The sequence below is a fragment of the Streptococcus sp. SK643 genome, assembly GCF_000259505.1.
Classification (GTDB): domain Bacteria; phylum Bacillota; class Bacilli; order Lactobacillales; family Streptococcaceae; genus Streptococcus.
This window is the reverse complement of sequence record NZ_AJMM01000003.1, coordinates 1-19,105: the sequence shown is the minus strand read 5'-3', so window position 1 is coordinate 19,105 and position 19,105 is coordinate 1. Positions and strand designations below refer to the sequence as shown.

Here is a 19,105-nt window from a genome sequence, read left to right as displayed (position 1 = left end):
GTGGATAGTACTAAGAGGTTATACTAAATGAAAAAAGCCTGAGATTTTCATCTCAAGCTCTATCAACATCATTGTTTTCTAGATTAGAAAAGTGAGAATACAAGCACGGCCAAGGCTGCACCAATAACAGGTCCCACAACAGGGATCCAAGCGTAAGACCAGTCTCCGTCTCCCTTGTTTGAAATTGGAAGGATACTATGCATGATACGAGGTCCTAAATCACGAGCCGGGTTCAAGGCATAACCTGTTGTCCCACCTAGTGATAGACCGATACCGACAATCAATGTTCCCACTGCAAAAGTTCCGATTCCTGCTTGAAAGTCATAAAGTCCCAAAGCAAAGATTGTTAATACCAATACAAAGGTTCCAAGGATTTCACTAATCAAGTTTGATACAGTGTCTTTGATAGCTGGTCCTGTGCTGAAAGTAGCCAAAATATTTCCTGCATTTTCTTCTGCTTCATAGTGAGGTTTGAATTGCAACCAAACCAAAATCTGAGCCACCATAGCTCCTGCAAACTGAGCTAAGATATAAGGAAATACTGAAGCCCAAGGCAAGTCACCTTTTAAAGCCACACCAATTGTCACAGCCGGATTTAAATGAGCTGGACTGAGTTTTCCAGATACAAAGACTGCAACCGCAACTGCAATCCCCCAACCCATAGTAATGACAATCCAACCTGCATTGTTGCTCTTGGTTTTAGGAAGAACTACACCTGCTACAACACCATTCCCTAGAAGAATCAGGATTAAAGTCCCTAGAAATTCTCCAAATAATTCATTCATCATATTTCTGTCTCCATAAAAAGGAGGAGAGGGGAAACTAGGAGTCCTGCCCTCCACCTCTTTTATTTTTTCTTAATTTTTTAATTCTGCCAAATCATTATTAGCAAGAGCCGCTTTTACATCAGCACGGTAAGATGCTTTCTCATCTTCCGTCCAATCATAGAATCGTCCCATCTCATCAAGAACTGGCTCAACGATACTGTCCAAACTATCACGCATAAAGAGCATGTGGTTAGTACGACGAAGAAGGAAATCAACTGGGCTAAGAGCTAATTCATTGCGCATTGCATAGTGAAGTGACAAGGTATCAGCCAAGCTAAGTCCTGGTGCTTGTTCTAAACTATGAGCAAGAGCAAAGACCTTAGGCGCATTTGAACCATAAAGATTTGCTAGGTAATGAGCTTCCTTGCTATCCAAACCACGAGATACTCCAAGTTCAGCAAAAGCTTCGATTTCTGTATCCACGCTTGCTGGGTTCAATTCACCACCTGAAACAGGATATGTCTTAGAGTTGATGAGTTTAAAGCTGCGGTCAAATTCTGCTTTCAAGATTTCAACTACGCGCTCCATAGCCCCTTCTGCCATCTTACGGTAGTCTGTGATTTTACCACCAGCAAGGGTCAAGAGACCATTGTCATCACGGTCCAAGCTAGATCCACGAGAAACTGCCGACGGATCCAAATGTTTCTCAGATGTGCTACTTTCAAGCTTGCTGACAGCAGCCTCAACATCTTCACGCGTTTTTTCTTTAGAGAGATAAGATTCAACAGTCGCAATCAAGTTGTTAAAGCTTTCATCACTGATGGTTCCGTTATTTCCTCCATTGTAGTCAGAAGCGCTATTGCCTGCGATCAATGGGCGAAGACCTGCCCAGCTACTTTCAATGTCAGCAACAGTAATGTTTGCTTCTGGGAAGCGGTTGTTTACAATACCAAGTAGGTAGTCTACATCTTCTTGAGTTACTTTTGGATGTTCTAAATCACCTGTGTAGTCTGTGTCTGTTGTACCGAAGTAAGTCTTGTTTTCACGTGGAAGTACAAAGACCATACGACCATCTCCCAAGCCTGTATCAAAGTAAACTGGTTGAGAAACTTTAATCTTGCTTGAATCCACTACCAAGTGAACTCCCTTAGTTGGACGCATTTGTGAGAATTGGGTTCCCTTATTAGACAAATTACGTACTTTATCACTCCAAGGACCTGTCGTATTAATAACAAGGCGAGCCTTAATTTCAAATGCTTGGTCTGTTAAGAGATCACGAGCTACCACACCTGTAATCTTGCCACTTTCGTCAAAGAGGAAGCCTTCTGCCTTCACGTGGTTAGCGATAAGAGCACCATCTTGGTTGGCACGTTTGATGTTTTCAATTACAAGGCGTGCATCGTTGTTACGGAAGTCAAGATAAACTCCACCTCCTACCAATCCTTCCTTCTTCAAGTTTGGTTGGCGTTCTAATACTTCTTCCTTGCTCAAGACCTTGTTTGCAGCTGGTGTATTGTTGACACCTGCCAAGAGGTCGTAAAGATCCATAGCCACTTTAAGACGGAAGAGACTAAAGGTTGCTCCATCTTCTTCATAAACAGGTAAGAGCATTGGGTCTGGTTTTGGAATGTGAGGTGCAATTTGTTGTACCACTGCACGTTCTGAAACCGTATCTGATACAACTTCTACGTCAAATTGCTTAAGGTAACGTAGTCCTCCGTGAACCAATTTAGTTGAACGACTTGATGTTCCTTCTGCAAAGTCTTGCATTTCAATCAAACCAGTATCTAAACCACTAGCTGCAGCCTGTAAAGCTACACCAGCACCGGTGATTCCTCCACCGATAATCAAGAGATCCAAGGTACGTTCCTGCATTTTTTGAATTGATAATTCACGTGTTTTCTTTGAAAATTCCATATCTACACACTTTCTAATTAAGTCCTGTCACTGTTAAACTGATGTCATCAGTATTAGTCTTCTTCTGCAAAAACTTGAGTTGCTTTCACAGCTTTCTTCCAACCCTTGTAAAGTTGTTCCTTACGAGATTCGTTCATAGATGGTTCAAAGAGTTCTCCAGTCTCATTCAAGAGTTTCAACTCATCCAAATCTTTCCAGTATCCAACTGCTAAACCAGCTAGGAAGGCTGCACCTAAAGCTGTAGTTTCTAAGTTCTTGGCACGAGCAATGTCAATACCTAAAATATCAGCTTGGAACTGCATGAGGAAGTTGTTCATAGCTGCTCCACCATCCACTTTCAATACTTGAATAGCTGTTTGAGCATCCACCTGCATTGTGTCAATGATATCACGTACTTGATAAGCAATTGATTGAAGAGTTGCCTTGATAAAGTCTTCCTTACTTGTTCCACGAGTTAAACCAAAGACAGAACCGCGAGCATTTTGATTCCAATATGGAGCACCTAATCCTGTGAATGCTGGAACGACATACACTTCATCATCGTTGTTAGAATTACGAGCATACTTTTCAGATTCTGGTGAGTTCTCTACCATACGAAGTCCATCACGAAGCCATTGAATAGCACTTCCCGCGATGAAGATGGATCCTTCTAAAGCATAGTAAACCTTACCATTGATACCGTAACCGATCGTTGTCAAGAGGTTGTTTTCAGACAACTGCATTTCTTCACCAGTATTCATAATGATGAAAGATCCTGTTCCGTAAGTATTTTTAACCATACCAGGTTCAAAGGCCAACTGTCCAAATAGGGCTGCCTGTTGGTCCCCTGCCATACCTGAGATTGGAACTTCTCCACCATAGAAGTGGAATGGAGCTGTCTTACCGTAGATTTCAGAGTTAGAGCGAACTTCTGGAAGCATAGCCTTAGGAATATTGAGGATTTCTAAAATCTCATCATCCCATTTGAGTTCTTTAATGTTATAAAGCATCGTACGGGCTGCATTTGAATAATCCGTTACGTGAGACGCACCGTCTGTCAATTTCCAAACCAACCAAGTGTCAATAGTACCAAAGAGCAACTCACCTTTTTCAGCTCTCTCTTGAGCACCTTCAACATGGTCCAAAATCCAACGAACCTTGGTTGCTGAGAAGTAAGCGTCGATAATCAAACCAGTTTTTTCATGGAATTTTTCTACATAGCCTTTACTTTTTAGTTGCTCAGCTAGGGGAGCTGTCTGACGAGATTGCCAAACGATGGCATTGTAGATTGGAAGCCCTGTTTTCTTATCCCAAACAACTGTTGTTTCACGTTGGTTAGTGATCCCGATTGCTTCGATTTGACTTGGCTTCACACCACTGTCAATGAAAGCACCCGCAATAACAGACTGTACAGAATTCCAAATTTCATTGGCATTGTGTTCTACCCAACCTGCGTGAGGGAAAATTTGAGTGAACTCTTTTTGGCTAGAGCTAACTTTTTCACCTTTTTTATTAAAGATAATGGCACGAGAACTTGTTGTTCCCTGGTCAATAGCCATAATGTATTTTTCTTGTGACATGTGATGTCCTCCTCATAAAGATCTTGAGGATGTCTCCTCTTTACACTAACTAGTATACAAAATAAAGCGCTTTCTTGTTTATCAACTTTTTTTAATTTTTAAAAAAATGTGAGGAGATTGTGTAAATTTCACAAAAAAGACCTGGATTAACCAAGCCTTTTAAGTGAATAGTAACTGACGAATCCCTGCCAAATCTTCCAAATCTAAATCATTCTTCAAATAATAAACCGGTGTCTGATCCTTCTTATAAATGGGGTTATTTGTAACCAGTAAATCATAATGCCGAGTTCGGTCATACGCCTCTATGGTGATAAAGCGATTGTATTCTAAATAACGTTTCAAAATAGCCGACATTCTCGAAAAGACAAGAAAGCCAGAGGTTAAGTCCAAGCCAATCTTCATATGCTGGCCACCATTTTCAGCCATATATTCCATCAACTGGAGCCATTCCCATTTAATCTTTTTATCCAGGTCTGTACCCTGTTGAAAAGCAGGCAAGGCATCGAAAATATCCTTTGCTGTATTTCTAAAGTCATGATCCATCAGCAAATAAGGATGACGATTGTCTAACTGATGCTTGTATTGATCCTGCAAGATATACCCCTTATATAGGTAAACTTGACCACAGAGTTGACTAAGTTCATAAGTGATATGGTCCTCTGTATAATCTCCCAACAAGTCCTTCTTTTTCATTTCTTGAATCATCTGTGTTAGCAAATCTGCAAGTTGACCACCAAAACCTAAGATATACTCCATACTATGAAGCGGTAAAATCCTATGAGAGAGAAGAAAAGAAAAGAAAATCATTATCTCCCCATCCTCAGCCCCCAAAGGAAGATGTTGTCCAGCAAAAAAGAAAGAGGCCTTTCGAAGCAAACGAAGGTAGAAAATATTGTCAAAATACCCTCGCATTTTTTCTTCTATCACTTGAAATTGACAGGCATTAACTCGGAGGCGCTGTTGACTGATGTGAGCCCACAAAACCAAGTCCAATTTCTGACCCGAAGACAAGCTAGCACCACAGATTTCTTCTAGTATCGCAATTTCCTGCTTTCTCTCAGGCTTTTGCGTATGCATTTCCCACTCCTGGCTCGACCAAACCTTGCGGAAAAGACAGAAATAAAAGTAACGAATCTGATGTTCTGGACCTCGCAAACGGCCATTTTGAATAGACAAGTCAAATTCTGATAAAATATGATTTAAGCTTGATAAATGACGACCAAGCGTTGCCTCACTAATCATCAATTCTTGAGACAATTGATGGGCTAAAAACTGATGGTGATAGAGGAGATAAACTAAAATTTGGTATTTTATGGCATTTCCCAAGAATAAGCTCCGAATTTCTCGCCCTTTGACTGCTGGACCAATTAATAAACTCAAAATTTCATCTGCCAAACGAATTTTCAGATCCAGACCTTTTTCCTGGGCCTTGTCGTTAAGCAAGACGACATATTTTGTCAAGGTTGCTTTTGAAAATCCAGTTTCTTCCATTGCTTGCTTGACCGTCGTCTTAGATTTTTGTAATAAAAAGGAAAGTACTAAAAATTGACCAGATTCTGCTTTTTCCATCAAGTCGCCTAAATACATTTGTTACCCCTTTCATTTTCTTCCTTTAGAATAACACAAAACTTAAAAATGATGAAATAATCTGTTTCTCTTTTTATTTTCATACTGATTTCCTAGTCCATTATCCTAAAAATCAACAAACACACGGCTCCCCCTTTGGGCATTTTTATGCTAAAATAGTAGCTATGGATAAAATTATTAAAACTATTTCAGAAAGTGGAGCCTTTCGTGCTTTTGTCCTTGATAGCACAGAAACCGTCCGCACTGCTCAAGAAAAACATCAAACCCAAGCTAGCTCAACTGTAGCGCTTGGTCGAACTCTTATCGCCAGCCAGATTCTCGCAGCCAATGAAAAAGGAAATACCAAACTAACAGTTAAGGTGCTGGGATCTAGCTCTCTAGGTGCTATCATCACGGTCGCTGATACCAAGGGTAACGTCAAGGGCTACGTTCAAAATCCTGGTGTTGACATCAAAAAGACTGCAACTGGTGAAGTTTTAGTCGGACCTTTTATTGGAAATGGTCAATTCCTCGTTATCACAGACTACGGTACTGGAAATCCATACAACTCTATGACTCCTATCATCTCTGGGGAAATTGGTGAAGACCTTGCCTTTTACCTGACTGAAAGCCAACAAACACCTTCAGCAGTCGGTCTCAATGTCCTTTTGGACGAAGAAGACAAGGTTAAGGTTGCAGGTGGTTTCCTAGTTCAAGTCTTGCCGGGAGCCAAGGAAGAAGAGATTGCTCGCTTTGAAAAACGCATCCAAGCAATGCCAGCTATCTCAACCCTTCTCGAAAGTGAAGACCATATCGAAGCCCTCCTCAAGGCTATCTACGGTGACGAGGCTTATAAGCGTCTTTCTGAAGAAGAAATCCGTTTCCAATGTGACTGTAGCCATGAGCGCTTTATGAACGCTCTTGCCAGTCTTCCAAACTCAGACTTACAGGAAATGAAAGAGGAAGACCACGGGGCAGAAATCACTTGTCAATTCTGCCAAACTACTTACAACTTTGATGAAAACGATCTGGAGGAACTCATTCGTGACAAATCTTAATACTCCTTTTATGATTGGCAATGTTGAGATTCCCAATCGTACTGTTTTAGCACCCATGGCTGGTGTGACTAACTCAGCCTTTCGTACCATCGCAAAAGAGCTCGGAGCTGGACTCGTTGTAATGGAGATGGTCTCTGACAAGGGAATCCAATACAACAATGAAAAAACCCTGCACATGCTTCATATTGATGAAGGAGAAAACCCCGTTTCTATCCAACTATTTGGTAGTGATGAAGACAGCCTCGCACGCGCAGCAGAATTTATCCAAGAAAACACTAAGACCGATATCGTGGATATCAACATGGGCTGCCCAGTTAATAAAATCGTGAAGAACGAAGCTGGCGCTATGTGGCTCAAGGATCCAGACAAGATCTACTCTATCATCAACAAGGTCCAATCGGTTCTTGATATTCCGCTTACTGTCAAAATGCGTACTGGTTGGGCTGACCCATCTCTGGCAGTAGAAAATGCCCTCGCTGCTGAAGCTGCAGGTGTTTCTGCCCTCGCCATGCATGGCCGTACCCGTGAACAAATGTATACAGGCCACGCCGACCTTGAAACTCTTCATAAGGTTGCCCAAGCTCTTACCAAGATTCCCTTCATCGCTAACGGCGATATCCGTACTGTCCAAGAAGCCAAACAACGTATTGAAGAAGTTGGTGCTGACGCAGTTATGATTGGCCGTGCAGCCATGGGCAATCCCTACCTCTTCAACCAAATCAACCATTACTTTGAAACAGGAGAAATCCTACCTGATTTGACCTTTGAAGACAAGATGAAAATCGCCTACGAACACTTGACACGCTTGATTAACCTCAAAGGAGAAAACGTCGCGGTCCGTGAATTCCGTGGCCTCGCTCCTCACTATCTCCGTGGAACATCTGGTGCAGCTAAACTCCGTGGAGCTATTTCACAAGCCAGCACTTTGGCAGAAATTGAAGCCCTCTTGCAGTTGGATAAGGCTTAAAATGGTTCATACTGCTCTACTGATTATCGATATGCAAAAAGCATTTGATAGACCTATTTTGGGAGAACGAAACAATCCTCAAGCTGAACACCAAGCATTCAGGGTACTGGAATACTTTCGTAAACATGGTCTTCCAGTCTTACACATTCAACACATATCTGATAATCCCCAGTCGCAATTTCATAACAAACAAAATCAGGAGTTTAAAAATGGATTTGAACCAGTTGCTTCCGAACCTGTCTTTCAAAAAACGGTTAATAGCGCCTTTATTGGGACAAATCTTGAAACATATTTACGTAAAAATCAGATTAGTCATTTAGTCCTTGTTGGTTTGACATTGCCTCATTGTGTATCTACTACGACACGAATGGCAGCAAATCTTGGTTTTGAAGTCACTCTACTAGCAGATGCTACTGCCAGTTTTACCCTATCTAACAAAAACGGTCAGGCCATCTCTCCTGAGACTATCCATGAGATTAATCTCCTTACTCTACAAGATGAGTTTGCTCAAATTCTTACTACAGAAGAATTTTTAACCCAAGTACAAGTATAAAATAATCCGTCAACTCTTATTGAGCTGACGGATTTTCTTTGATTGTAAACATTCAAATACTGAAAGCTATTATTGACTCAAGGCAACACTAGAAACCTTGCCATCTGCACCTGTGGTAATTTGAACGGTCTTTCCTCCACCGATTGTAGCATTATACTTACCATCGTCAAGGGTATATGAATAACCTTTGATAGAGTAGTTTTCCTTCTTGCCATCAGCAGTTTCTACTGTAAATTGACCTCCTGAAGAAACAGTAATGGTTTCGCCATTAGCTCCCTTCCAATTGCCCGCTGCAGCTGAGAAATCCCCATCAACCATAGTTAAGACACCCTTATAGCGTTTATTTTGCTCTGCTTGTTTATCTTGAAATTTACGATCAGTTGTTGAATCATAGTTTTTTTGATTAACTTGTGCTTGAGAGCTTTGTTGCTTAGTAGCAGTTTGCTGACTAGCTGCTTGTTGAGTAGCTACGTCTTGTCCCTTTCTTTGTTCGGTTGCTGATGCGTTTGCTGCTTGTGTTTGAGTTGCAGTTGTTGAAGACTTATCAGAAGATACCTTTGGCTTTTCAGATGTTGATAAAGTGGATGATTTCTGAGTCTTGCTTTCATTGTTTGCTGAGCTTGCTTTAGTACTAGATGATTGGCTTGTTTTAGCAGAACTGCTTGCTTGAGTTGTTTCTTTTTTATTTCCGCAAGCTCCTAGTAGTAAAGTTGATGCCAAAACAGTTGCTGTCATCAATTGAATATAAGTTTTCTTTTTCATTTTTCTACCTCTTTGTAATGTTTTAGTAATTTTGTGAAATCTTTTTGTAATGTTATTGTAACATTTATCTTTAAATCTGTCAACTACTTATATAAGCAATTTTAAAAATCTTAAATAACTTGACTACATTTTCTCCTCCTACTCTTCTATTCGTAATCTGACAGAAAAAACAGAGAAAAATTCTTATTTTGTTTAAAAGTTTTTAAATCGCCCTTGTGTAATCGCTTGCATTTTTTTGTCAAAGGAATATAATAATAGTGAACTAGGATATAGGAGGTACAGGTTTATGTCAAACAAGTATTACAAATATCTGCCTTGGTTGATTGTGACAGCTATTGTCTCTTATCAATCAGCAACTTACTATGCGCGAACTGCATTTGATGTCTTCTATCTAACTACAACCTTTATGATTTGCTATATCGCTTTATTAGTTTTGCATGAGAAATATCTCAAGCAACGATACAAAGACTTCTTTACTCACATGTTGAGTAATTCTAAGAAGGATAGCCACCCATAAAAGTAGTCGCAAGAGAAATTTCATCTCATAACAGTAAATAAAGAGGTCGGGAACTTTTCCCCGGCCTCGTTTTTTATTTCAGTCGATAGGTTTTTCTTGGTTTCTTTTTAGGTACTCGTTTGAGCCCGACCTCTTCTACGTACTCGCCATATTTTACGAGAAAGTTATTGCTGACGATTGGACGACCTGGATTGATGAGATTGACCAGTTCAGTCCCTTCGTAGACAGTGAACTCCTCCTCTAGCAGATAGAGAAAGGTTGGGTTCCAGTCTAGACGCCCTTGGATTCGTTTGATAGATTCTTTAATAATGGCATAATGGTCAAAGGCAAAAGCTTGCTCTTTCAATTCTAATCCATCCAAGAAGCATTTCCCAGTCTGAAAATCCACATCTACAAAAACCACATCCTTGGCATCATCCCCTGCTTTGATCAAATCAAGTGCTCGACTGGGTAAATAAACCAAGTGGGCGATAGTCACAGTCCAACCCCGAGGGTCACGACCGGGGGTAGATACTGTCATCAATTGTTCAATTTTTTCTAAAGGGAGGTCTAGGTTAACCTCTTCTTTCACCTCGCGCTGACAAGCATGTGCAGCGTCTTCTCCCTTGTCCATAAAGCCTCCAACTAGCGCTAAACAATTTTGATATGGATGAGCCTTGCGACGGATTAGCAATAGCTTGATTTTTCCTTCTACAAAGCAGTAGGCTACCATATCCACCGTCACACTAGGCTTTTCATATTGAGGGAGTTCTTGCTTGTAGTACCAGTCTAAAAATTCTTCCTGACTGGCATGAATTTCAAAATATTCTTTTTCTTTCATCCCAGCTGGAATCGTCGTGTCAGTCATGTTAGGCCTCCTTACGAACTGCCTTAGTCCATTGGTACCAACCCACTAGACTGTTGAATGTGTAGACCCAGTACATCCCTTGAATATGAATATTTTCACCCCACCAAAGGTAGATACTAAAGAGGTTAGTTGCAATCCAGAAAATCCATTGCTCACGGTAGAGACGAGTCATCAGGAGCTGGCCAACACCATTTGTCGCATCAGTAACACTATCACGGAAAGGGCGAGCACTATGGATACTTTGGTAAGCTAAGCCCATACCAATCCAAATGATAGCAGTCAAGACCGAGTACTTGAGCCAATCCACCAAGGATAATTTCTTGGCTTCAAAGTGGGATTCTTCTGCTTTTTCTTGTTCATTGATACGATTTGATAACCAAGCATAAAGACCGATTGGTTGCATGACAAAGAAATAAACAGTTGTCAAGACTTCTCCATAGAAGGTCGCATTCATAGCCAAAATCAGATAGATAGCCGAATTAATAGCACCAAAGAGATAGTTGCTAGCCCGTCCTTCTGCAACTAAGATAACACAAACAATCCCCGTCCAAGAGGCAAACAAGCTTAACCAATCGTGACTATCCGTATTTTGAGTGAATTCCAAGATTAAAGGAACACTCGACAAGGCAATTAAATACAACCACTGGAAGAGACTACGTCCCATAAAGAGATCCTTCCAAAGCAAGCGCATGACTCCTGCAAAACCAATCTTTTTGGCTTCCGAGTGAACATTTTTAAAGTTTTCAATAAATTGTGTGATTTTTCTAGTTATTTTTTTCATAATATTCTCCTAATCTGCTTGGTAAATGCTATCAATAGCATCTTTTGCTGTTTCGTAATTTCCAAGATAATCACTAGATAGATAAACTAGTGGAATAGTTGCTAAGTAGCGCTCCCTCATCTGATCCAAATGTTGTGAGAAACTGTGACGAATGTGATCCTCTGCCATGGTCATATCTCTAAAACCATCATTGACATAGGAGCCTACAGGTTGTACAAAGAGAATCAAGTCCCATTTTTCCTTAGATAAAATCGAGGCAAAAAGATTGTCAAAAGTCTCTCCTGATAAGTCCCCTTGATCCTCTGACTCCATGTAATAATCATAGTAACCCTTGGTCACCAGAGAATTGGTATCTGCGACGACCAAGCCCCTATTGGCACTACTGTCAATCAACTTGGACGTCTGATCATACTGCCCCAAGAGCAGATAATAGTAATCCTTTGGAGTCAACTCGTCGTCTCGAACATTATTTTTTATCTGGTACTCACGCGCATACTCAAGACTAACTGGCGCATCGTAATACCTGGCCAAATCCTTGGCTAGAGTTGTTTTTCCATTACTAGCACTTCCCATGATTAGCACTTTTTTAGTAAATTGACGACGGAAGGGCTGAGCGATGTATTTCCAATACTTGATTGGATTTCCACGAATCATAGTTGCTGAGATTCCAAACTTTCTTTCTTGTAAGACCGTCTTAAAACCACGCTGTTTCAGCTCTTGTTGATAATCCTGCTCTCCCACAAAGAAGATTAGCTCTTGCTGATTTTGATCGTAGGCAATCTCTTCTAGCATTTTCTCTAACCACTGATCCCAGCCCATTGGGTAACGGGGAAGATGCGTCTCATCTAACTTACAAACCAAGGTCAACTCATCATCGCGAAAAGCTTCCCGAATATAACGAAATCTCTTTTGCAATGTCAATCCAACCTGCTCACCACGGTCTCCCTCATAGCCCGAAACAACTACCCAAACCTGGTCACACTGACGTTTAGCCCGCTGAATGAGGTCAATATGTCCCTGGTGCAATGGAGCAAAGGTACCAAATACCACTGCTGTTTTCCTTTTCATAACTTTAACCTTTTTATAATTTTTAATATTTTTGTTCTCTATGTTTTTATTATATACTATATTTTTATTTTGTCAATAGTTTTTTATTATTTTTTATAAAAAGATTTCAAAAAAAGAATCAAGGTCTCCCCTGATTCTCACATTTTAAGCAATATCAAATTTTAACTGACCAGCTTTAACGCCAATCTTGAGAGTTTTGCCTGCTACCAGCTCTCCCTTGAGGAGGAGTTCTGCTAACTTGTCTTCCACTTCTGTTTGCAAGGTTCTGCGAAGTGGACGTGCTCCCATCTCAGGATTATATCCTTGATTGGCTAGTAATTTAAGAGCAGAAGCCTGTAATTTCAAATCAATACCTTTTTCTGCCAAACTTGCCACCAAAGGCTTGACCATAATTTTCACTACTTCCTGCATATGGTCGTTCGATAGACTATGGAAGACAACCTTTTCATCAATACGGTTGATAAACTCTGGTCGATAAGCCTTTTTCAACTCTTCGAACATTCGTTTTTCCATATTTTCCTGGTCGAAACGGATATCCTTAGCACCAAAACCAACAGTCTTATCATCCCGAAGGGCTGTCGCACCAAGGTTTGAAGTCATGATAATAATGGTATTTGAAAAATCAACCTTGCGTCCCTTGCTATCTGTCAAGACACCGTCATCCAAGACCTGCAAGAGAACATTAAAGATGTCTGGGTGGGCCTTCTCTACCTCGTCAAAAAGGAGAACGGAATATGGTTTGTTGCGAACCTTCTCGGTCAACTCCCCACCTTCTTCATAACCTACATAGCCCGGAGGAGCTCCATTGAGACGGCTGGCTGCAAATTTCTCCATATACTCACTCATATCAAAGCGAATAAGAGCTGATTCGTCGTCAAAAAGAACTTCTGCCAGAGCTTTAGCCAATTCGGTCTTACCGACACCTGTCGGTCCTAGGAACATAAAGGATCCAATTGGACGTTTGTGACTGCGAATACCAGACTGATTACGACGAATAGCACGGCTGATGCTAGAGACAGCTTGATCTTGCCCGATAACCCGTTTATGGAGTTCTGCTTCAAGATTTAGATACTTCTTAGCGTCCGTTTGAGTCAGTTTTTGGACTGGAATTCCTGATAAACGACTCAAGGTAGTCAAAATATCAGACTCTGTCACCAAGTCTTTGTAGACTGGGACTTCCTCTTCTTTTGCGATTAGCTGGGCCGCCTGTTTCCACTTACCATCCATCAAGGCCTTATCAGCCGCTGTCAAGCCTGATTGATCCTCTTTAGCATGTTTGGTCTTGTTCTGAACTGTCGCTGCAGCTTCATCTAGAAGGTCAATAGCAGAATCAGGTAGATGACGACTAGTTAAATAGCGATGAGCCATCTTAACAGCCGTTTCAACAGCCGCATCTGTGATTTGCACACGGTGATGTTTCTCATAGGTTGCTTTCAAACCTTGCAAGATAGTCATACTATCTGCCACACTTGGTTCTTCAATCGTCACCTTAGCAAAACGACGAGAAAGGGCCGCATCTTTTTCGATATGTTTTTGGTATTCTTCCTGAGTAGTTGCACCAACTGTTCGCAAAGTTCCACGAGCTAAGGCTGGTTTCAAGATATTTGCCGCATCCAGTGTCGAATCAATCCCACTACCTGAACCCATAATGGTGTGGAGTTCATCGATAAAGAGAATCACTTGTCCATCTTCTTCAATATCCTTAATGATATTGTTCATACGCTCTTCAAAATCCCCACGGAAACGTGTACCTGCAACAACATTCATCAAATCAAGCTCTAACACGCGCATCTTAGCCATTTCTGCCGGTACATCACCACTAGCAATACGCTGGGCGAGCCCAAGCGCTAAGGCTGTTTTTCCGACACCAGCATCTCCAACCAAGACAGGATTGTTCTTGGTCTTACGGCTTAAGATCTGAATCATACGTGAGATTTCCTTGTCACGGCCGATGACTGGCTCTAACCTACCAGAGCGAGCCTGATCTGTCAAATCATGAGTATAATCTTCCAATCCACCGCTTGGAGTCTGTGGCATACCCATCATATTAGCCATGGAATTTTGCTTGTCAGCCACTGTACGATGACGTTGACGTAAAGCCTTAAGATCATCTCTAGACCAACCTGCACGATCTTCTAGATTACGACGAAGGGCAGCAATCTTGACCTGCTCCTTCTTATCCTCATAAGAAAAGCCCGCTCTCTCCAAGATTCGAGTCGCTAAAGCATTCCCATCATGCAAAATCGCATAAAGAACATGCTCGGTCCCCAAAATCTTTGCATGTACCACTGAGGCTACATACTCAGCTTCTGCAAATAGAACATCTAAACGATGAGAAAAAGGCAATTCCTTATATCGTTCAACTGGACTATAAACCATTTCGGTTAGCTCTGAGGCAACCTCTTCCAAACGATCAATCTCATAGGGATAATCATTTAAAGTTGCACCTGCCACACTATAGCCATGATTTGCCATAGCAATTAACAAATGCCATGACTCCAGATAATCAGCTCCAAAGTGACTAGCAACCATATAGGCACTCTCGATACATTCATTCAATGCTTTTGAATAGTTCATCTTACTTCCCTTTTCTATCTACCTCTTGTATGACCTGTCGCAGCATGTTTGCTCGAAGGACTGGAGCTTCTTCTCCTAAAACGCGATCCAAAGCTACTGATAGCAGTAAATTCATCTCCTGCTTGGTCAACAAATCTTGTTCAAACAAGAGTTGTAGAATGTCTTCATAAATTTCTTGACTAATCTGCTCACCAATCGAGTATAGCAACTCGCGAAGCATTTCATGGTGACTCGAAAACTCAATCCGGCCAATACGAATATAGCCTCCGCCACCACGCTTACTCTCAACTAGATAGCCTCTACTTTCTGTGAAACGTGTTTTAATAACATAGTTAATTTGGCTTGGAACAACTTGAAAAGTATCCGCCAACTGGCTTCGCTGCAATTCCACGATACCAGATTGATCTAAAATGGCCTTGATATAGGCCTCAATATGATCGGATGTATTTTTAAATCTCATAGCAAAGCCACCTCTTTCTTTTAACCTTGACTATCTTTGACTATACTATCATTTAACACTCTATAAGTCAAATTTTTAAGGTCAAAGCCTTGAAAATACGGACTTTCTATAAAAAACTAATCCATATAATCACCCTTGTTTTAAAAAGTCTATAAAAATAGTCCCTAAATGGGTTACTCAACCGGATATAAACAAGCACACCGTAAACACATGAAAACGCACAATTTATGATTTTTGACTTTACCTAAATCGTTAGACTGTTGAAAAAGAGTTGGCAAAGAATAATCTTCACCAACTCCTTATTTTTATTGATTTAAACCTAATTCTGCTAATATTTTTCGTTTATAGGCAATCTTTTGGACTTCCTTGTCCTCATCTTCAGACCAATCTAGTTTGACTTCTGAGACAATTTGTCCAGGACGATTCTTCAAGATATAGATACGATCGCTGAGATTGAGGGCCTCCTCGATACTGTGAGTAATAATCAAAGTCGTCAGTTGCAACTGCTTGTGAATCTCAAGGTACCAAGCATGAAGCTCCATCTTAGTCATCTCATCCAAGGCACTGAAAGCCTCATCCAAGAGAAAGAGTTTGTGCCCAAAAAGGTAGGTACGAAGCAAGGCCACACGTTGGCGCATCCCACCACTCAACTCATGAGGGTATTTATCCCTTATAGCCGTCAACTGAAAAGTAGCGAGTATTTCATCCGCACGAGAAATAGCTTCAACCTTATCCACCTTTTGAATCAAGAGGGGTAAAATGATATTGCCAAGAACGGTCTTGTGTTCTAAGAGCAAGTCCTTTTGCAACATATAACTCACGCGCCCCTTGGGGTTTTCCTCACCATCAAGAACGATTTGACCCGACTGAACTTCTAAAATCCCAGCAATTAGGTTGAAAAGTGTGGTCTTACCAACACCACTTGGGCCTAAAATAGAGACTACTTCACCCGAAGTGACTTTCAGATTGATATCCTCTAAAATCCTCTCAGGGCCATAGGCATAACTGACGTGTTCTAGTCTAATTTCTGTCATTATTTCACAAAATCGTTAGTGAAGCCTTTGTCAGTCAAGTCTTCTTTTAGGATACCATTTTCTTTATCCCATTTGTAGAAGGCATTCCAGCGAGCTGCATCAAATTGACCCCATTTTTCCTTGTCACTTGCATATTCTTTTGACAAGTATTTTTGAGATTCGATGACAAAGTCACGTTTTTCTTTGAGCTCAGGCGCATTCTTAATCAAGATATCTGCAGCTTCTTCTGGGTGTTCCATAGCGTATTGGTAACCTTTTTTGATAGCTTGGATAACTTTACGAGCTTCTTCTTTGTTATCTTTAAGGTAGTCGTTGTTTGCGATGATTACTGGTGAATAGTAGTCAAATTCTTTAACGTAGTCTTTCAAATACATGAAGTTAGCATCTACACCTTGAGATTTAGCAAGGATTCCATCCCATCCATAGTAGATCCATGCAGTATCAAAGACGCCATTGGCAATCGGTGTGATAGAGTTTGAGTCGTTATTTGGTACTTTTTCAACTTTTTCAAAATCTCCACCTTGAGATTCTACCAAAGTTTTCAACATAGCAAGTTCAGTTGGGTCATTCCAAGTTCCGTATTTCTTACCAACCAAGTCCTTTGGACTAGCTACATTATCAGATTTACGAGAGATAATCCCTGATGTATTGTGTTCAACAATAGCTGCAACAGCAGTGATCCCTGCTCCTTTTTCCAATTTCTTAGCCATGTAGTCTTGGAAATAAACTGCAAATGGTGCCTTGCCATTAATGACTAAGTCAGAAGAACTTTCTTCAGGTGGTAATTTCAAATCAACATCCACTCCAGCTTCTTTGAAATAACCTTTTTCCTTAGCCACATAAAGACCTGTGTGGTTGGTATTTGGCGTCCAGTCTAGGATAAAGTCAATCTTCTTAAGTTCTGCTTCCTTATTATCCTTAGAAGCAGTTCCTTGACCACAGGCCACAAGCACAACAGCTACAAGAGCTGTTAAAACAGTTAAAAACACTTTCCATGTTTTTTTCATTTCAATTTCCTCTTTTCTTTTTCAGAAACATCCTTTTTCTTATGAACGTTTCCATTTAATAACATATTTTTCACTAATATCGACAAATTTCATACCCAAAAGGCTGATAATCGATACCAGAATGATAATAGCGAACATGGTATCATACTGAAACAGTTTCTTGGACTGAATCATGTAGACACCAAGTCCTTCAAAGCCTCCCAACCACTCAGATACCACTGTTGTGATAAAGGCGTAGGAAACACTAACTCTTAGACCTGCATAAAAGTAGGGCAGGCTGACAGGGATTTTAAAATGCCACAGGATTTGCCAAGATTTGGCTCGCATCAAACTAAACAAGGTCAGCATATCCTTGTCACAATGCCTAAAACCGTCCAAAATGCTGACGATGATGGGAAAGGTTGTCGTTAAGATAATCAAGACAATCTTGGGCAAAATCCCATAACCGAGCCACAAGACCAGAATAGGAGCTATGGCAATAGTCGGGATAGTCTGAACGACCACCATCATAGGGTAAATCAAGTCATTGAGCCAAGTCAAACTGTCCATAAGCACAGCCATGAGACAGGCAATCAAGACTCCCAGAACCAACCCCAGTAAAGCCACTCTCAAGGTGGCCCAGCTATGGTGCCAGAGAAATTCTCTATCACGAACAAAGGCCTGGAGAATTTCAAGAGGTGTCGGCAGGATAAACTTGGGGAGCAGTTTAAGAAAACCTGCTAACTGCCAGATTGACAAGACTCCGAGAAAGCCCATTAGACTAATGTGTCGTCTCAGTATACTTTTCAAGTTTCTCATCGATGCTTAAAATCTCTCCTACATTTATTTTCACATTGGCAAAAACATTGTCTGCCTCCTGCCCTGCCACTTCAAGCGCTTCTTTGAGAATACGCATGAGTTCATCAAATTCCCCTTCCAAGACTGTTTCAAATGGTGTTACCACCATAGTCACTCCTTGAGCTTGCAGATAAGCAATGACTTGATCAATAACCTCTATCCGGTCAATCCCCTGAGATAAGGGTAAAACTTGCAAGGCAATGCTTGCTTTCATAAGAACCTCCTCCTCTCAGTTCTTCTTTTGCCAAAAAGAAAAACCTTTCCCATATATGGAAAAGGTGTAAGATGTGACGAAGTATCCTTACCTACGCTGGCATTACCCAGATCAGATGCGGTCGAAGTTTAACACTTCCTCTCAGACTGTACACAGACTCCCATATATTATATAGACATATGATATCGCATAATAGGAAAGATGTCAAGGAAACTGCTTACAGAAAATTGTGAAAAAATTTTCTTAATAGTTCATACTGACTTATCTCATCATTCACAATAAAAAAATACGGAATGTGTTAGCAAAATAAAGAAGAGCTAGATTATAAATAATTTAATAAAAAGAGAAGGAAACGTTTCCCTCTCTTTTATGTTTTTAATGACTTAGTTTTTACGTTTGGCAAATGGAAGGGCACCGAGTACTAATCCAAGGAATCCTACTGATGCCAATGCAGCATTTTCTTTAGTACCAGTATTTGGAAGTCCTTTTTTAACTTCTGTTTTTGTAGCTGGTGCTTGGTAAGTCTGATCTTGCTTAGTTCCTGCTGTTGTCAGTTTATAGTCTGGAACATTATTTACGGCTGGTGCGCCTGTTTCTCCATATACTGGAACATT

General features: G+C 40.8%; 19 protein-coding genes. 4 read left to right on the top strand and 15 right to left on the bottom strand.

The features are described 5' to 3' along the window. Positions 1–83: 83 nt before the first annotated feature. The 4 genes from HMPREF1117_RS02800 to HMPREF1117_RS02785 form a co-directional block, all read right to left on the bottom strand. Complete coding sequence (locus HMPREF1117_RS02800; RefSeq protein WP_000980810.1) at positions 84–788, bottom strand: MIP/aquaporin family protein; 705 nt, start codon at positions 786–788, stop codon at positions 84–86. Between the two features lie 69 nt (positions 789–857). Then, positions 858–2,684 (bottom strand): type 1 glycerol-3-phosphate oxidase, encoded by a 1,827-nt coding sequence (gene glpO, locus HMPREF1117_RS02795; protein ID WP_000395966.1) that lies wholly within the window; start codon positions 2,682–2,684, stop codon positions 858–860. A gap of 53 nt (positions 2,685–2,737) precedes the next feature. Beyond that, complete coding sequence (glpK, locus tag HMPREF1117_RS02790) at positions 2,738–4,243, bottom strand: glycerol kinase GlpK (protein WP_000076763.1); 1,506 nt, start codon at positions 4,241–4,243, stop codon at positions 2,738–2,740. A 159-nt stretch (positions 4,244–4,402) separates the two neighbouring features. Further along, positions 4,403–5,830 (bottom strand): helix-turn-helix domain-containing protein, encoded by a 1,428-nt coding sequence (locus tag HMPREF1117_RS02785; protein WP_000280563.1) that lies wholly within the window; start codon positions 5,828–5,830, stop codon positions 4,403–4,405. A gap of 164 nt (positions 5,831–5,994) precedes the next feature. On the opposite strand from HMPREF1117_RS02785, the gene hslO reads away from it, so the two are divergent. The 3 genes from hslO to HMPREF1117_RS02770 are packed head-to-tail and all read left to right on the top strand — an operon-like array spanning position 5,995 to position 8,387. Beyond that, entirely contained in the window at positions 5,995–6,867 is an 873-nt protein-coding gene (gene hslO, locus HMPREF1117_RS02780; RefSeq protein ID WP_000357835.1) for an Hsp33 family molecular chaperone HslO, read from the top strand. Next, positions 6,854–7,834, top strand: coding sequence for a tRNA dihydrouridine synthase DusB (gene dusB, locus HMPREF1117_RS02775; protein ID WP_000183309.1), 981 nt, complete (start codon positions 6,854–6,856; stop codon positions 7,832–7,834). The genes hslO and dusB overlap by 14 nt, the downstream gene beginning before the upstream one ends. Position 7,835: 1 nt before the next feature. Further along, on the top strand, positions 7,836–8,387 hold the full coding sequence (locus HMPREF1117_RS02770) for a cysteine hydrolase family protein (RefSeq protein WP_000233710.1): 552 nt from the start codon (positions 7,836–7,838) through the stop codon (positions 8,385–8,387). Between the two features lie 69 nt (positions 8,388–8,456). On the opposite strand, the gene HMPREF1117_RS02765 is transcribed toward HMPREF1117_RS02770, so the two are convergent. Next, entirely contained in the window at positions 8,457–9,149 is a 693-nt protein-coding gene (locus tag HMPREF1117_RS02765; RefSeq protein ID WP_000730917.1) for a hypothetical protein, read from the bottom strand. Positions 9,150–9,435: 286 nt separating this feature from the next. On the opposite strand from HMPREF1117_RS02765, the gene HMPREF1117_RS02760 reads away from it, so the two are divergent. Next, positions 9,436–9,666, top strand: a complete 231-nt coding sequence (locus tag HMPREF1117_RS02760) for a hypothetical protein (protein WP_000066942.1) — start codon at positions 9,436–9,438, stop codon at positions 9,664–9,666. Between the two features lie 73 nt (positions 9,667–9,739). Here HMPREF1117_RS02760 and HMPREF1117_RS02755 read toward each other — a convergent pair whose 3' ends face one another. The 10 genes from HMPREF1117_RS02755 to HMPREF1117_RS02710 form a co-directional block, all read right to left on the bottom strand. Further along, positions 9,740–10,513 (bottom strand): NUDIX domain-containing protein, encoded by a 774-nt coding sequence (locus HMPREF1117_RS02755; RefSeq protein WP_000132754.1) that lies wholly within the window; start codon positions 10,511–10,513, stop codon positions 9,740–9,742. A 1-nt stretch (position 10,514) separates the two neighbouring features. Continuing rightward, positions 10,515–11,294 (bottom strand): nicotinamide riboside transporter PnuC, encoded by a 780-nt coding sequence (gene pnuC / locus HMPREF1117_RS02750; RefSeq protein ID WP_000724502.1) that lies wholly within the window; start codon positions 11,292–11,294, stop codon positions 10,515–10,517. A gap of 9 nt (positions 11,295–11,303) precedes the next feature. Continuing rightward, positions 11,304–12,362: an AAA family ATPase gene (locus HMPREF1117_RS02745; RefSeq protein ID WP_007556293.1), complete on the bottom strand. Its 1,059-nt coding sequence runs from the start codon at positions 12,360–12,362 to the stop codon at positions 11,304–11,306. A gap of 144 nt (positions 12,363–12,506) precedes the next feature. Beyond that, entirely contained in the window at positions 12,507–14,939 is a 2,433-nt protein-coding gene (locus tag HMPREF1117_RS02740; RefSeq protein ID WP_001109718.1) for an ATP-dependent Clp protease ATP-binding subunit, read from the bottom strand. Between the two features lies 1 nt (position 14,940). Next, complete coding sequence (locus tag HMPREF1117_RS02735) at positions 14,941–15,399, bottom strand: CtsR family transcriptional regulator (protein ID WP_001211268.1); 459 nt, start codon at positions 15,397–15,399, stop codon at positions 14,941–14,943. Positions 15,400–15,704: 305 nt separating this feature from the next. Then, on the bottom strand, positions 15,705–16,433 hold the full coding sequence (locus HMPREF1117_RS02730) for an ABC transporter ATP-binding protein (RefSeq protein ID WP_000136213.1): 729 nt from the start codon (positions 16,431–16,433) through the stop codon (positions 15,705–15,707). Next, a complete protein-coding gene (locus tag HMPREF1117_RS02725) occupies positions 16,433–17,440 on the bottom strand; it encodes an ABC transporter substrate-binding protein (protein WP_000754560.1) in 1,008 nt (335 codons plus the stop codon). Before HMPREF1117_RS02725 ends, HMPREF1117_RS02730 begins: the two co-directional genes overlap by 1 nt. A gap of 39 nt (positions 17,441–17,479) precedes the next feature. Beyond that, a complete protein-coding gene (locus tag HMPREF1117_RS02720; protein ID WP_007556272.1) occupies positions 17,480–18,238 on the bottom strand; it encodes an ABC transporter permease in 759 nt (252 codons plus the stop codon). Beyond that, entirely contained in the window at positions 18,201–18,491 is a 291-nt protein-coding gene (locus tag HMPREF1117_RS02715) for a thiamine-binding protein (protein WP_000647685.1), read from the bottom strand. The genes HMPREF1117_RS02720 and HMPREF1117_RS02715 overlap by 38 nt, the downstream gene beginning before the upstream one ends. A gap of 383 nt (positions 18,492–18,874) precedes the next feature. Next, positions 18,875–19,105, bottom strand: a 231-nt coding sequence (locus HMPREF1117_RS02710; protein WP_000295543.1) for an LPXTG cell wall anchor domain-containing protein, incomplete at its 5' end; no start/stop codon positions are given.